The sequence below is a fragment of the Roseateles saccharophilus genome, from assembly GCF_004342485.1.
Taxonomy (GTDB): domain Bacteria; phylum Pseudomonadota; class Gammaproteobacteria; order Burkholderiales; family Burkholderiaceae_C; genus Pelomonas; species Pelomonas saccharophila.
Map to the genome: position 1 here is coordinate 1 of NZ_SMBU01000008.1, position 13,063 is coordinate 13,063.

A 13,063-nucleotide genomic window follows, 5' to 3' on the forward strand; every position below is an offset into this window, starting at 1 on the left:
GGTGCGAGTCCCGTCCAATTCTTCGCGAGACAGCAGCCTTGACTCAACCTCGAATAGCTTGGGATCGCGAGCCGAAATCTACGCGGGACGTAACACGGATCAGCCCGGCCTGCGCGCGCGTGGACGGTTCCGCCGAGCGATGCTCCATCAGCTCGGCAAAGCCGCGGATGCTCGTCAACGGCGTACGAAGCTCGTGGGAGATGGCGGCCAGGAACTCGGTCTTGGCCCGGTTCGCGGCCTCGGCGGCTTCGAGCGCTCGCGCCAACTCAGACGTCCGGGCGGCGACCTCGAACTCGAGCCGGCCGCGATGCAGGCTCATGCGATGGTCCCGCGCCGATATCAGCAGCGTCAGGAAGAGCAGCGCCAGCGTGGCGCCCGCGATCAGGGCGGCCAGCCCGTCGCCGCGCAGGCCGTCGACGCTGCGGCAGACACTGTCGGCCGGAACCTCTGCCGCGGCCATGCCGGTGTAATGCATGCCGGCGATCCCGCAGGCCATGACCAGCGCCGCGCCGGCCTGCCACCAGAACCCATGCCTGCCGGTGGCGTTGCGGATGCGGAAGAAGATCAGCAGGGCCAGCGCCGAGGCCACCACCGCTATGGCCGCCGACAGCGCCACGAGCCCGCCCGACCAGCGTATCGGCGGGTCCATGGACATGGCCAGCATGCCGATGTAGTGCATCGCGCAGATGCCCGCACCCATCGCCAGGGCCCCGCCGATCAGGCGCAGCCCGCCCAGCCTCTCGCCGGCCGCCAGGCCCAGCGCGATGGCCGACACGCCGACGGCAGCCAGCCAGGAGACCAGCGTGGCACCGTAGTCGTAGCCCAGTGGCACCGGCAGCGAATAGGCCAGCATGCCGACGAAGTGCATGGACCAGATGCCCGTTCCCATGGCCATGGCACCGGCCAGCCACCAGCCCAGGGCCGCCATGCGATCGGGCGTGCGAACCCGCCGGGTCAGGTCCAGCGCGGTGTAGGAGGCGACGGCGGCGATCAGGAAGGACAGCCCGACCAACCAGAGGTTGTAGGAAGCGATCATCGACAGGGAGCCCGCGCGGCGCGGTGCCGGCGATTATTCCCGAGCAATTCGGTGCCAGCCCGGTTCGCACGCGGGGCGCCCACAGGCTACGCGCAGGCCTGTGCCCGGCATGGCGCGCCACCGCGCCATGCCGGCATCAAGTCACGACGGCCAGGGGCCTCAGCGATCGTCGCTGCCCGCCCGCCAGACGAGGACCGGCAGCTCGGCGTGGGCCAGCACCCGCTGGGTCTCGCTGCCCAGCAGCAGGCCTGTCAGTCCGCGCCGGCCATGCGAGGCCATCACGATCAGGTCGCATTGCAGGCGCTTCGCGGCCTGGCAGATCGCGTCGTGCGGATGGTCGCTGCTCTCCATCAGGGTCTCGCAGGGGACCCGGGCCTCGGCAGCGGTCGTACGGACGAAGGCCAGGTAGCGCTCCGCGTGCGCCAGCACCTCGGCGGCGAACTGCTCCCGGGACTCCGAAAGCTCGGCCACCCGATAGCTGAGGACATGGAATTCGGGCGCCGCATGGATGCCCGTCACCTTGGCGCCGAACTGGCGCGCCATTTCGATGCCGCAGAAGACGGCGCGTTCCGAAAAACTCGATCCGTCGGTGGGAAGCAGGATGTGCTTGAACATGATGCACCTCCATGGTGGCCGGGTGCGCAGGCGGCACGGCTCAATCGGGCCCGTCCGAGCGGCCCGACCGGACCCGGCTCACAGGCGGGTCGCTTCGACGGAAATGCTACGCCGCTGCGAACCGGATAGAAAGCGGCGGCCCTGCCCTGTCGGCCGCCGCGGGCAGCGGCCGGGCAGGGTCTTGACCTGCATCAACCGCCGCTGGCCGCCCAGCCGCCGCCCAGCGCCTTCACGAGCTGGGCCGTGGCGGCCCATTGCGCGCCATGCAGCTGGGCCAGGGCCCGCTCCGTCGCCAGCGGCGTGCGCTCGGCCTCGGTCACGTCGAGGTAGCTGACCGCGCCCTTGTCGTAGCGGCTGCGGGCCACGGCCAGGGCCTGGCTGCTGGAGGCCAGCGTGCGGTTCTGGGCATCGACGACGGCGGCGCGGCCCTGCAGTTCGGCCAGCGCATCGTCCACCTCGCGCAGCGCCTGCAGCATGCGGCCGCGGAAGGTGGCGAGGGACTCGTCGACCTGGGCCTTGGCACCGGCCAGGTTGGCCTTGTTGCGGCCACCTTCGAAGACGGGCAGCGAGATGCTGGGGCCGACGCTGTACAGGCGCGCCGGCGCCGACATGAGGTCGCCGAGCGCCTTGCTCTGGTAGCCGAAGCTGCCGGTCAGGTGGATGGACGGGTAGAAGGCCGCCTCAGCGATGCCGACCTGGGCGGTGGCCGCGTGCAACTGCGCGAGGCTCTGGGCCAGGTCGGGGCGGCGCTGCAGCAGTTCGGACGGCAGGCCGGCGCGGATCTGCGGCGGCGTGGCCAGCGCCGCGGGCGCCTGCAGCTGCAGCTCGGCGGCGGCCTGGCCGGTCAGTGCGGCGATCTGATTGGTGACCAGTGCCTGGCGGCGCGGCAGGTCGGCCACGTCGGCGTCGGCCGAGGCGAGTTCGGCCCGCACGCGCTCCAGGTCCTGCATGGTCGACGAGCCGGCGTCGAAGCGGGTCTGCGCGACCTGGAAGGCCTTGGCGCGGCTGTCGCGCAGGCGCTGCAGGGCCGTGGCCTCGTCGGCCAGCGCGCGCCACTGCCAGTAGGCGGCGGCGACATCGGCGGTCAGCGCGACGCGCGCGGCGGCGGCGTCCAGCGTCGAGGCGTCGAGCTGGGCCTGGGCGCCCTCGGCCTCGCGCTTCACGCGGCCCCAGAGGTCGATCTCCCAGCCCAGCGACGCCTGCAGGCCGGCCTGCCAGCCTTCGAAGGTGATGGCCTTGCCGCCTAGCACGGGCGTCGTGACGGACTTGGCCGAGGTGCGCAGCCCGGTCTCGCTGGCACCGACCTCGACGCGCGGCAGTTCGTCGGCCTGCGTGGCGCCGAACACGGCGCGTGCTCTCCCGATGCGCGCGGCCGCGGCGGCCAGCGTGGGGCTGGCCTGCAGGGCCTGGGCTTCGAGCGCGTTGAGCTGCGCATCGCCAAACATCAGCCACCAGTCACGCTGCAGCTCGGCGCCGGCCACCGGCGCGGCGGCACGGTAGGCCGCGGGCGCGTTGGCGGCGGGGGCCTGGTAGTTGGGGCCCAGCGTCGTGCAGGCGGCGAGAGCGGCGGTGGCGACGAGGGTGAGGACGGTCTTGAGTTGGATCATGGTTGATCTCCCGGATTCAGTGGGCGGCTTCTGCGGCGGCAGCGCCACCCAGAACCTTCTTGCCGAGCCAGACGATGCCGATGCAGGCGCACAGCGAGATGCCCAGGACCAGGAAGGCGTCGTTGTAGGCCATCACGAAGCTGTCGCGGCGCACGACGCTGTCCAGCGCCCGCATGGCCATGTCCTGGGCTGCGGCGAGGTCCACGCCCTTGGACGCGAAGTTCTGCGCGAGCGCGTCCAGACGCGCTTGGGTGCTGGGATCGTAGAGGCTGATGGCCTCGCCGACGCGGTTGCTGTGCAGGTGCTCGCGGTTGGTCAGCAGCGTGGCCAGCGTGGCGATGCCGACCGAGCCGCCGAGGTTGCGCATCATGTTGAACATGCCCGAGGCGCTGGGCAGCAGCTGCGGCGGGATGCCGTTCACCGCGAAATTGGTCAGCGTGATCATGATCAGCGGCTGGCCCAGGGCGCGCACGATCTGCGCGGCGATCAGCTCGGGGCCGGCCGTGTCCGCGCTCATGTGGGTGTTCATGAAGCAGGAGGTCGCGAACAGCGCCAGGCCCAGACTCATCATGATGCGGTTGTCCAGCTTGGTGGACAGCTTGGCCGCGAAGGGCATGATGAAGAGCTGCGGCAGGCCCATCCACATGATCACCAGGCCGATCTGCATCGGCGTGTAGTTGGCGATCTGGCCGAGGTAGAGCGGCAGGATGAAGGCCGAGCCGTAGAGGCCCATGCCGGTCGTGAACGCGATGAAGCCGGCGATCAGGAAGCTCGGGCGGCCGAGGATGTGCAGGTCGATGAAGGTGTTCCTGCGCGTCAGGCCGCGCCAGGCCCAGCCATAGATGCCGCCGATGGCGAGCACGGCCGCCGCGACGATGAAATGGCTCTGGAACCAGTCCTTGGCATTGCCCTCCTCCAGCATCGCGGTCAGCGAGCCCAGGCCCACGGCCATGAACAGGATGCCCCACCAGTCCACGTCGCGCAGCAGCTTGAGGTTCATCGGCTCCTTGTCCAGACCGGCGCTGACGCCCAGCATCAGCAGCACGCCCGGCACCCAGTTGATGTAGAAGATGCTGGGCCAGCCGTAGAGCTCGGTCAGGTAGCCGCCCACCGTGGGGCCCAGGGTCGGCGCCAGCGTGGCGGTCATGCCGAACAGGGCCAGGCCGATGGGGCGCTTCTTCAGCGGCAGCTTGCGCGTGACCAGGGTCATCGCCATCGGGATCATCACGCCGCCCGTGAAGCCCTGGGCCGCGCGGAAGGCGATCATGCTCTCCAGGCTCCACGCCATGCCGCACAGCGTGCTGAAGACGAGGAAGAGCGCGACGTTGACGACCAGGTAGCGGCGCGTGGAGAACACCATCGCCAGGAAGCCGGCGAGCGGGATGACGACGATCTCGGCGACGAGGTAGGCGCTGGAGATCCAGGAGCCCTCTTCCTGCGTGGCCGACAGCGCGCCGAGGATGTCCTTCAACGAGGCGTTGGTGATGGCGATGTCCAGCACCGCCATGAAGGCGCCCAGCAGGCTGGACAGCACGGCCAGCCAGGTCCGCATCGGCACCTTGCTGCCGGGCGGCGGCGGGAGATAGTTTTCGTTGCCCATGTCAGTGGTCCGTCGAGCCGCGGTTCATGAATTTGCGGGCCGAGTGCCGGGCCGCTCCCAAGCCGGCCCGCGTTGGGCGATGTGCTTGCCGGTCGATACGGCAAGCATCGCCGTCCCCGCGGGGGACCGGCCAAGGTAATCCTTGGACGAGGGGCTCCATCTCACTCGCCCAGTTCGACTTCCACCTGCACCGACAGGCCCGGCACGATGCGCGCGGCCTGCTCGCCCAGGCCCTTCAGGCTGTCGGCGTCGAACACCAGCTTGACCGGCACGCGCTGCACGATCTTCGTGAAGTTGCCGGTCGCGTTGTCCGGCGGCAGCAGCGCGAAGCTGGCGCCCGAGGCGGGCGAGAAGCTGTCCACCTTGGCCAGCAGGTCCTGGCCGGGAAAGGCGTCGACCTTGACGTGCACCTTCTGGCCCGGCTTCATGCGGGCAAGCTGGGTTTCCTTGAAGTTGGCGACGATCCAGGTCTCGGGCTCGACGATGGCGGCGAGCTGCTGGCCCGGCTGCACGCGCTGGCCCACCTCGACCGTGCGCTTGCCGATGCGGCCGTCGGCCGCGGCGCGCACCTCGACATAGCCGAGCTGGTTCTGCGCATCCTTCAGCTGGGCCTGCGTGGCGCTCTTCTGCGCGTTGGCGGACTGGCGGGCGCTCTCGGCGGCGGCCACGGCCTCCCTGGCGGCATTGGCGCTGGCCTTGCGGGCGGCCAGGTCGGCACGGGCCACGTCGCGGGCGGCGAGCGCGGCGTCCAGCTCCTGCTTGGACGTGGCGCGCAGCTCGGCACCGAACAGCGCCTGGCTGCGCTTGGCGTCCAGCTCGGTGCGGGCCAGCACGGCCTCGGCCTGGGCCACCTGCGAGCCCGTAGCGGCGGCCTGCGCCTTGGCTTGGGCGATCTGCGCGGCGCTGGTCGCAATAGAAGCGTCGGCCTGGGCGATCTGGGCCTTCAGGCGCTCGACCTGCACGGCCGCGTCGGCCGGGTCCAGGCGCAGCAGCACGTCGCCGGCCTTCACGAGGACGTTGTCCTGCATGCGCATCTCGGTGACGACGCCGGCCACGCGCGTCGCGACCGGGTGCAGGCGGCCGGCGACAAAGGCGTTGTCCGTCTCGACCAGATGCTGGCTGCGCCACCACATGCGGCCGCCGAGGCCGAGGCCGCCAGCCAGCAGCAGAGCGCCGATGACCAGCAGCGGCACGGGCGGGCCGCTCTTTTTGTCGGCCTGGGCGGCAACGGGCGGCTTCAGCGCGGCGATGTCTTGCGGTGCGTTCATTTCGAGTTCCTTGTCGTCAAACGTGTGTGTGTTGCCGGGGGCAGAGGCGGCCCATGCCGCCGGACTGGAAGCGCTGCAGTGCCGCCACGACCTGGCCTTCGTCGCTCATGACGAAGGGGCCGTGGCGCACGATGGATTCGTACAGGGGACGGCCGGAAAAGCAGGCCAGGCGCAACGGCTCGTCCGCCGTCAACACGGCCCGACCGCCCAGCGGCAGGCACAGGGCGCGGCCGGCGGACAGCGGCAGCTCGCCGGCTTGCCCTCTGCCATGGATGACGACGGCGAAGCCCCGCTCGCCATCCGCCAGCGTGAAGTCGAAACTGGCCCCGGCCTTCACATCCACGATGGCCAGCGCCGTGGGCCAGGGCAGCGCCAGCTCCGCCGTGCCGCCGAAGACCTGCACGGCCTGCCAGCCGGGGCCCACGCGGCGCGGCATCTGCTCGGCAGCCAGGCGCATCACCGTCGGGGCGCGCAGCTTCTGCTCGGCCGGCAGGTTGACGAAGATCTGCAGGCCATGGGCCTCGCAGCCGGCCTCGGCCGGGAATTCGTCGTGCATGACGCCGCGGCCGGCCAGCGTCCAGTGCAGGCCGCCGGGCAGGATCTCGTGCTCGCCGCCCAGGGAATCGCGGCTGACCAGCCCGGTGGCCGAGTCGTCGAAGAGATAAGTCACCGCCGAGAAGCCGGCATGCGGATGCGGCGCGAAGGCCGCCTCGCTCATCCGGAAGTGGTCGACCAGGATGAAGGGGTCGAGCAGCGCCAACGGCTCGCGCCAGCCCTCGGCGTGAAAGCCAGCGCCGACGCGATGCGGCTGGGGCGGGAGCAGGCGAGGCGTTGACATGATGGCCGCGACTGTAGAGAGTTCCATTTACGGCGAATAGGCACAAAATTCAAACGCATCGTTCCAGAAACGAAACGAAATAAATCGAGATCATTCCCGCCATGAAGATCGATGACCTGCTGTTGCTGGCCCAGGTGCACAAGGCGGGGTCACTTTCGGCGGCCTCACGGCTGCTCGACTGCCCCAAGGCCACACTGAGCCGGCGCCTCACGGCGCTGGAGACATCGGTGGGCGCCCGCCTATTCGTGCCGGGCGCCAGCCGCCTGACCTTGACCGAGCTGGGCGAGCAGCTGGCCGAGCGCGCGGCGCGGCATGACGAGGACATCGCCGAGACGCGCCAGTGGCTGGCCTCGCGCGAAGCCACGCCGCAGGGCCGGCTACGCGTGTCGGTGCCGGCCGAATTCGCGATGCTGGTACTGGCCGAGAGCTTCTCGCGCTTCGTGCGCCGCTACCCCAAGGTGGAGCTGGAGATCGACACGTCGCCGCGCCGTGTCGATCTCTTCAACGAACCCTATGACGTGGCCGTGCGCATGGGCCCAGTGGACGAGCCCGAGCTGATCGCCCGCCAGTACATGCTGCTGGAGCGCGGCCTCTACGCCAGCCCCGTCTACTTGCAGGCCCGGCCCGCACCGCAGACGCCGGCCGACCTCGCCGAGCATGATTTCGTCGTGCTGAGCCAGGCCAGGGACGCCAGCAAGCGCAGGCTGCAGAACGGCGCACTGACCGCCGAGATCGACCTGCGCGGGCCGCTGGAGGCCAACTCCATCGGCGTGGTGCTGTCGCTGACGCGGGCGGGCGGCGGCATCGGCAGTTTTCCCTTCGGCATGGTGGCCTCCGATGTCGAGGCCGGCATGCTGGTGCCGGTGCTGCCGGGCTGGAGCTACGAGCCGCTGCCGGTCTATCTGCTGACGGCCAGCCGGCGCCTGATGCCGGCCAAGACCCGCGCCTTCATCGACCACCTGTTCGAGACCGTGCCCGAATGGGCCAGGACGGCCCTGCTCAGCCTGCCAGCAAAGTCCGCAGCCCCGCCTCGTCGAGCACCGTGACGCCCAGCGTGCGCGCCTTCTCGAGCTTGCTGCCGGCCTCCTCGCCGGCGACGACATAGCTCGTCTTCTTGGACACCGAGCCGCTGACCTTGCCGCCGGCCATTTCGATCAGAGCCTGGGCCTCGTCGCGGGACAGCGTGGGCAGCGTGCCGGTCAGCACCAGGGTCTTGCCCAGCAGCGGGCGCGGGCGGTCGTCGGCCTCGCCGGCGCTCTCCTTCGGCGCCACGCCGGCCGCCAGCAGTTGCTCGACGACCTCGACGTTGTGCGGCTGGGCGAAGAAGGTGTGGATGCTGGCCGCGACGATGGGGCCGACGTCGGCCACCTCCAGCAGCTGCTCGACGCTGGCGTGCATCAGCTTGTCCAGCGTGCCGAAGTGGCGCGCCAGCTCCTTGGCCGTGGTCTCGCCGACCTGGCGGATACCCAGCGAGAACAGGAAGCGGGCCAGCGTCGGCGCCTTGCTCTTCTCCAGCGCGTCGACGATGTTCTGAGCGCTCTTTTCGGCCATGCGGTCCAGCGCGGCCAGCCTGGCCACGCCGAGCTTGTAGAGGCCCGGCAGGCTTTGCACGATGCCGGCGTCGACGAGCTGCTCGACGAGCTTGTCGCCCAGGCCCTCGATGTCCATCGCGCGGCGGCCGGCGAAATGCAGCAGGGCCTGCCTGCGCTGGGCCGGGCAGAAGACGCCGCCGGTGCAGCGGTATTCGATGCTGCCCTTCTCGCGCTCGGCCGCGCTGCGGCAGACCGGGCATTCACGCGGCATGTGGAAGTTGGGCACATAGCCGGGCCGCTCGCCAGGCACGCGGCCGACGACCTCGGGGATCACGTCGCCGGCGCGGCGGATGATGACCTTGTCGCCGACGCGCACGCCCTTGCGGCGCATCTCGAACACGTTGTGCAGCGTCGCATTGCTGACCGTCGTGCCGCCGACAAAGACCGGCTCCAGGCGCGCCACCGGCGTCAGCTTGCCGGTGCGACCGACCTGCACGTCGATGGCCTGCAGCGTCGTCACCTGCTCCTGCGCCGGGTATTTGTGGGCCACGGCCCAGCGCGGTTCTCGGGTCTTGAAGCCGAGCTTGAGCTGCAGCTCGCGCGAGTTGACCTTGTAGACGACGCCGTCGATGTCAAAGGGCAAGGCATCGCGCCGGGCCGCCATCGCGCGGTGGAAATCGACCAGGCCACCGGGCCCCTGCGTGACGACGCGGTCGGCGTTGACCGGCAGGCCGAAGGCGGCCAACGCGTCCAGCAGGCCGGCATGGGTGGCCGGCTGCTCCCAGCCCTGCACCTCGCCCAGGCCATAGGCATAGAAGCACAGCGGGCGCTGGCGCACCAGCGCCGGGTCGAGCTGGCGGATGGCGCCGGCCGCCGTGTTGCGCGGGTTCACGAAGGTCTTCTCGCCGCGCTCGCGCTGGCGCTCGTTGAGGCGCTCGAAGTCGTCGCGGCGCATATAGACCTCGCCCCGCACCTCGAGCACGGCAGGTGCATCGCCGTGCAGCCGCAGCGGGATCTGGCCGATGGTGCGCACGTTCTGCGTGACGTCCTCGCCCGTCTCGCCGTCACCGCGCGTGGCCGCCTGCACCAGCACGCCGGCCTCGTAGCGCAGATTCATGGCCAGGCCGTCGAACTTCAGCTCGGCGGCGTATTCCACCGGGGGGTCGGCCTCGGTCAGCGCAAGCTCGCGGCGCACGCGCGCGTCGAAGGCGATGGCACCGCCCTCGGTCGTGTCGGTCTCGGTCGTGATGGACAGCATGGGCACGACATGGCGCACCGGCGCCAGGCCGTCCAGCACGGCGCCGATGACGCGCTGGGTGGGCGAGTCCGGCGCCAGCAGCTCGGGGTTGGCGGCCTCGATGGCCTGCAGCTCGGTGAAGAGCTTGTCGTACTCGGCGTCCGGCAGCTCGGGCGCGTCGAGCACGTAGTAGAGGTGGGCGTGGTGGTTGAGCTGGGCACGCAGCTCGGCGGCGCGCTGCTGCACTGCGGATTCATGGGCGGCGGTCATGGCGGCATTGTCGCGGGCACACAATGCCGCGCATGAGTTCGAAGATCGCCCTGCATGCCGGCCCCGCCGTCGGTTTCGACCAGCCCTTCGAGATGCTGGCCGCCTGCCACGAGCGCGTGCGCCGCAGTCTGGACCTGCTGCAACGCCTGCAGGCCCATGTAGCCCGGCATGGCGTGGACGGGCAGGCACGCAGCGCGGCGGCCGACGTGCTGCGCTATTTCGACCTGGCCGGCCCGGCCCATCACGAGGACGAGGAGCGCCATGTGCTGCCGCGGCTGCGCCGCGCCGGCCTGGCGGACCTTGCCGAGCGCCTGCAGACCCAGCACGACGAGATGGGCCGGCTCTGGGCCCTGCTGCGCCAGCCTCTGCAGGCCTGGGCGGCCGGCGAGCCTGCGGATTTACCGGATGAGCTGTTGCATAGCTACATAGATCTGTACGCAGTGCATATGCCACTTGAGGAAGGGCAGGCCTTCCCCGCCGCCGCGGCGAATCTGGAGGAGCCCGCCCTGGAATCCATGGGCAAGGAAATGGCCGAGCGCCGTCAAGGCGGCCAGCGCTGACACGCACTGAAACATCTTTCCCCATCTCAATCCAGGGGCGCCGCCCGCTGATTGGTAGTTTTACTACATATACATTGCCGAAAATTGCCTAGAGTCTGGCCACTTTCCCGGACCGGGAAAGGCGGCCGGGTCCTGCAGTCGATCGGCCGAAGCAGCCGCCCCACGACGAGGGCGGCGTCGAACCCAACGGAGACCGACCCATGCACAAGCTGCCGCCGAGCCGCCGGCTCTTCCACGCCCTGACGCTGGCCTCCAGCGTCGCCCTGGCCGCCTTCGCGCCCCCCGCCCTGGCCCTGAACCCGAACTCCGCCTCCGTGCAGATGTTCGAGTGGGCCTGGCCCGACATCGCCACCGAATGCACGCAATGGCTGGGTCCCAAGGGCTTCGGCGGCGTGCAGATCTCGCCCCCCGGCGCATCCAAGAACGCCAACGGCTGGTGGGGCGTCTACCAGCCCGTCAACTACGTGAACCTGAACAGCCGCATGGGCACGCCCGTGCAGCTGCAGAGCATGATCGGCAGCTGTCACGCGGCCGGCGTGCGTGTCTATGCGGACGTCGTCGTCAACCAGATGGCCGATGGCAGCGGCACCGCCACCGACGGCTCGACCTGGGATGCCGCCTCGCTGAGCTACCCCTACTTCAGCGCCAACGACTTCCATGCCAACTGCAGCATCGCCGACAGCGACTACAACTCGCCCGCCGGCCGCAGCAATGTGCAGAACTGCCGCCTCGGCGGCCTGCCCGACCTGGCCACCGAGAGCAGCTATGTGCAGGGCCAGATCGCCAACTATTTAAAGGCCCTGCTGGCCCTGGGCGTGGATGGCTTTCGCATCGACGCGGCCAAGCACATGCCGGCGAGCGCCTGGACCTCGATCATGAGCGCCGTCAAGGCCGCCTACCCGACGACGCTACAGGGCGAGCCCATCTGGGTCACGCAGGAGATCATCAACGACGGTGAGGTGGACCGGCCGAGCTATTTCCCGGTCGGCACGCTCAACGAATTCCAGTTCACGTCGGCCATGCGCGACGTCTTCCGCGGCAACAACGGCCTGAGCCTGTCCAGCATCCCCGGCGTCATGGGTACCTGGGGCAACTGGGGCGGCAGCTGGGGCTTCATCCAGCCCCAGAACGCGACCGTCTTCATCACCAACTGGGACACCGAGCGCAACGGCGGCTCGCTGAACATCAACAACGCCCTCAGCAACGACGCGGCCAATATGCGCTACACGCTGGCCAACATCTTCATGCTGGCCCAGGGCTATGGCGAAGCCCAGCTCTACTCGGGCTACAAGTTCAGCGACACCGGCGCCGACCGGCCCACCACCAGCCCCTACAGCGGCGGCATGGCGCAGATCAACGTCGTCTGGGACTTCGCCCACCGCTGGACGCCGCTGGCCAATATGGTGGCCTTCCGCAATGCCAGCATCGGCCAGGCCCAGCAGAACTGGATCGTCGGCGACAACGCCAACCAGGTGGCCTTCAGCCGCGGCAACGTCGGTTTCGCCGCGCTGAACAACAGCGGCAGCCCCTGGACGCGCACCTTCTCGACAGGGCTGCCGGCCGGCACCTATTGCAATGTCATCAACGGCACGAAGAACGCTACCGGCACCGGCTGCACGGCCGACTCGGTCACGGTGGACGCCAGCGGCAATGCCAGCTTCACGGTGCCGGCCAACAGCAGCGGCAGCACGCCGGCCGTGGCCTTCTACACCGGCCAGGTCGTGGGCGGTAACGGAGGTGGTGGCACCACCTGCGCCGTGAGCTTCACGATCGCCAACGCGAACACCAGCTACGGCCAGAACCTGCGCGTCGTCGGCAATGTCAGCGGCCTGGGTGCCTGGGCACCCGGCTCGGGCTTCGCCTTGACCATCCAGGGTTCAGGCGCCAACGTGCCGTGGACGGGCACCGTCAGCCTTCCTGCCGGCACCGCCATCCAGTACAAGTACGTAAAGTGGGACGGTTCGACCGCGGTCTGGGAAAGCAACCAGTCCACCGCCAGCGGCAACCGCGAGTTCACGAGTTGCACCGGCGGCGGCACGCAGTCGCGCAACGACGGCAACTTCAAGTTTTGAGCAGCGGTGCCGATGGCCCTGCCGGTGCGCCGGGCCTCGCTCAGCCGCGGTCGGCGAAGCGTTCGCGGATGAGCCGGCGCGCTTCGTCGTCGGCCAGCAGTGCGTCGACGCAGGGGCCGTCGATCAGGCCGCGCTCGACCTGGGCGCGAAGGCGGCGCGTTGGGTCGAGTCGAAGAACAGGAAGGCCGACAACTCGTCGCCGCGGAAGACGGGCAGCGTGTAGCTGCTGCGGTACTGCCGGGACTTGAGCCAGTCGCTGTGCGCGCTGGCGGCCTGGAAGCGCTCTTCGATGTCGTCCACGACCCGCGGCTGGCGGGTTTCGCGCAGCGCGCCCAGCGAGGGGACGTTGGCGAGCAGGGCCTCGTAGCGCACCAGTGTGGGCCCGCCCTGGTTGCTGCTGGTGAAGGTCTTCAGCAAGTCGGTCGCGG

11 protein-coding genes are annotated in these 13,063 nt (G+C 69.8%); 3 read left to right on the forward strand and 8 right to left on the reverse strand.

Translation table 11 applies throughout. The annotated features are described in order from the left end of the window. Positions 1-43 precede the first annotated feature (43 nt). The 6 genes from EV671_RS27725 to EV671_RS08655 all read right to left on the reverse strand — a co-directional run bounded on the left by EV671_RS27725 (position 44) and on the right by EV671_RS08655 (position 6,991). The gene (locus EV671_RS27725; RefSeq protein WP_132570907.1) at positions 44-1,036 is read right to left on the reverse strand and encodes an MHYT domain-containing protein; all 993 of its coding nucleotides are present in this window, start codon (positions 1,034-1,036) and stop codon (positions 44-46) included. 159 nt (positions 1,037-1,195) lie between these two features. After that, complete coding sequence (locus EV671_RS08635) at positions 1,196-1,651, reverse strand: universal stress protein (protein ID WP_132570908.1); 456 nt, start codon at positions 1,649-1,651, stop codon at positions 1,196-1,198. Between the two features lie 191 nt (positions 1,652-1,842). After that, the gene (locus tag EV671_RS08640; RefSeq protein ID WP_132570909.1) at positions 1,843-3,258 is read right to left on the reverse strand and encodes an efflux transporter outer membrane subunit; all 1,416 of its coding nucleotides are present in this window, start codon (positions 3,256-3,258) and stop codon (positions 1,843-1,845) included. Positions 3,259-3,274: 16 nt separating this feature from the next. Next, positions 3,275-4,858: a DHA2 family efflux MFS transporter permease subunit gene (locus EV671_RS08645; RefSeq protein WP_132570910.1), complete on the reverse strand. Its 1,584-nt coding sequence runs from the start codon at positions 4,856-4,858 to the stop codon at positions 3,275-3,277. Positions 4,859-5,019: 161 nt separating this feature from the next. Next, positions 5,020-6,126 carry an HlyD family secretion protein gene (locus EV671_RS08650; RefSeq protein ID WP_132570911.1) on the reverse strand — a complete coding sequence of 369 codons (1,107 nt, stop codon included), beginning with the start codon at positions 6,124-6,126 and terminating at the stop codon, positions 5,020-5,022. A gap of 16 nt (positions 6,127-6,142) precedes the next feature. Then, complete coding sequence (locus EV671_RS08655; RefSeq protein WP_132570912.1) at positions 6,143-6,991, reverse strand: pirin family protein; 849 nt, start codon at positions 6,989-6,991, stop codon at positions 6,143-6,145. Between the two features lie 74 nt (positions 6,992-7,065). On the opposite strand from EV671_RS08655, the gene EV671_RS08660 reads away from it, so the two are divergent. Then, positions 7,066-8,010 carry a LysR family transcriptional regulator gene (locus tag EV671_RS08660; protein ID WP_132570913.1) on the forward strand — a complete coding sequence of 315 codons (945 nt, stop codon included), beginning with the start codon at positions 7,066-7,068 and terminating at the stop codon, positions 8,008-8,010. Here the strand turns inward: EV671_RS08660 and ligA are convergent. Beyond that, entirely contained in the window at positions 7,964-10,003 is a 2,040-nt protein-coding gene (gene ligA, locus EV671_RS08665; protein WP_132570914.1) for an NAD-dependent DNA ligase LigA, read from the reverse strand. The two genes, EV671_RS08660 and ligA, sit on opposite strands and share 47 nt — an antisense overlap. A 32-nt stretch (positions 10,004-10,035) precedes the next feature. Here ligA and EV671_RS08670 point away from each other — a divergent pair, with 32 nt between their 5' ends. Further along, positions 10,036-10,563 (forward strand): hemerythrin domain-containing protein, encoded by a 528-nt coding sequence (locus EV671_RS08670; protein ID WP_132570915.1) that lies wholly within the window; start codon positions 10,036-10,038, stop codon positions 10,561-10,563. A 200-nt stretch (positions 10,564-10,763) separates the two neighbouring features. Continuing rightward, positions 10,764-12,635, forward strand: coding sequence for a carbohydrate-binding module family 20 domain-containing protein (locus tag EV671_RS08675; RefSeq protein WP_132570916.1), 1,872 nt, complete (start codon positions 10,764-10,766; stop codon positions 12,633-12,635). A gap of 123 nt (positions 12,636-12,758) precedes the next feature. On the opposite strand, the gene EV671_RS08680 is transcribed toward EV671_RS08675, so the two are convergent. Continuing rightward, positions 12,759-13,052, reverse strand: coding sequence for a GAF domain-containing protein (locus EV671_RS08680; RefSeq protein ID WP_132570917.1), 294 nt, complete (start codon positions 13,050-13,052; stop codon positions 12,759-12,761). Positions 13,053-13,063: the final 11 nt, after the last annotated feature.

What these genes read in the sequence shown, in the direction of transcription:
- EV671_RS08645 (WP_132570910.1), bottom strand. Translation starts at nt 4,858, where the DNA reads ATGGGCAACGAAAACTATCTCCCGCCGCCGCCCGGCAGCAAGGTGCCG.
- EV671_RS08660 (WP_132570913.1), top strand. Translation starts at nt 7,066, where the DNA reads ATGAAGATCGATGACCTGCTGTTGCTGGCCCAGGTGCACAAGGCGGGG.
- EV671_RS08635 (WP_132570908.1), bottom strand. Translation starts at nt 1,651, where the DNA reads ATGTTCAAGCACATCCTGCTTCCCACCGACGGATCGAGTTTTTCGGAA.
- ligA (WP_132570914.1), bottom strand. Translation starts at nt 10,003, where the DNA reads ATGACCGCCGCCCATGAATCCGCAGTGCAGCAGCGCGCCGCCGAGCTG.
- EV671_RS08640 (WP_132570909.1), bottom strand. Translation starts at nt 3,258, where the DNA reads ATGATCCAACTCAAGACCGTCCTCACCCTCGTCGCCACCGCCGCTCTC.
- EV671_RS08655 (WP_132570912.1), bottom strand. Translation starts at nt 6,991, where the DNA reads ATGGAACTCTCTACAGTCGCGGCCATCATGTCAACGCCTCGCCTGCTC.
- EV671_RS08650 (WP_132570911.1), bottom strand. Translation starts at nt 6,126, where the DNA reads ATGAACGCACCGCAAGACATCGCCGCGCTGAAGCCGCCCGTTGCCGCC.
- EV671_RS27725 (WP_132570907.1), bottom strand. Translation starts at nt 1,036, where the DNA reads ATGATCGCTTCCTACAACCTCTGGTTGGTCGGGCTGTCCTTCCTGATC.
- EV671_RS08675 (WP_132570916.1), top strand. Translation starts at nt 10,764, where the DNA reads ATGCACAAGCTGCCGCCGAGCCGCCGGCTCTTCCACGCCCTGACGCTG.
- EV671_RS08670 (WP_132570915.1), top strand. Translation starts at nt 10,036, where the DNA reads ATGAGTTCGAAGATCGCCCTGCATGCCGGCCCCGCCGTCGGTTTCGAC.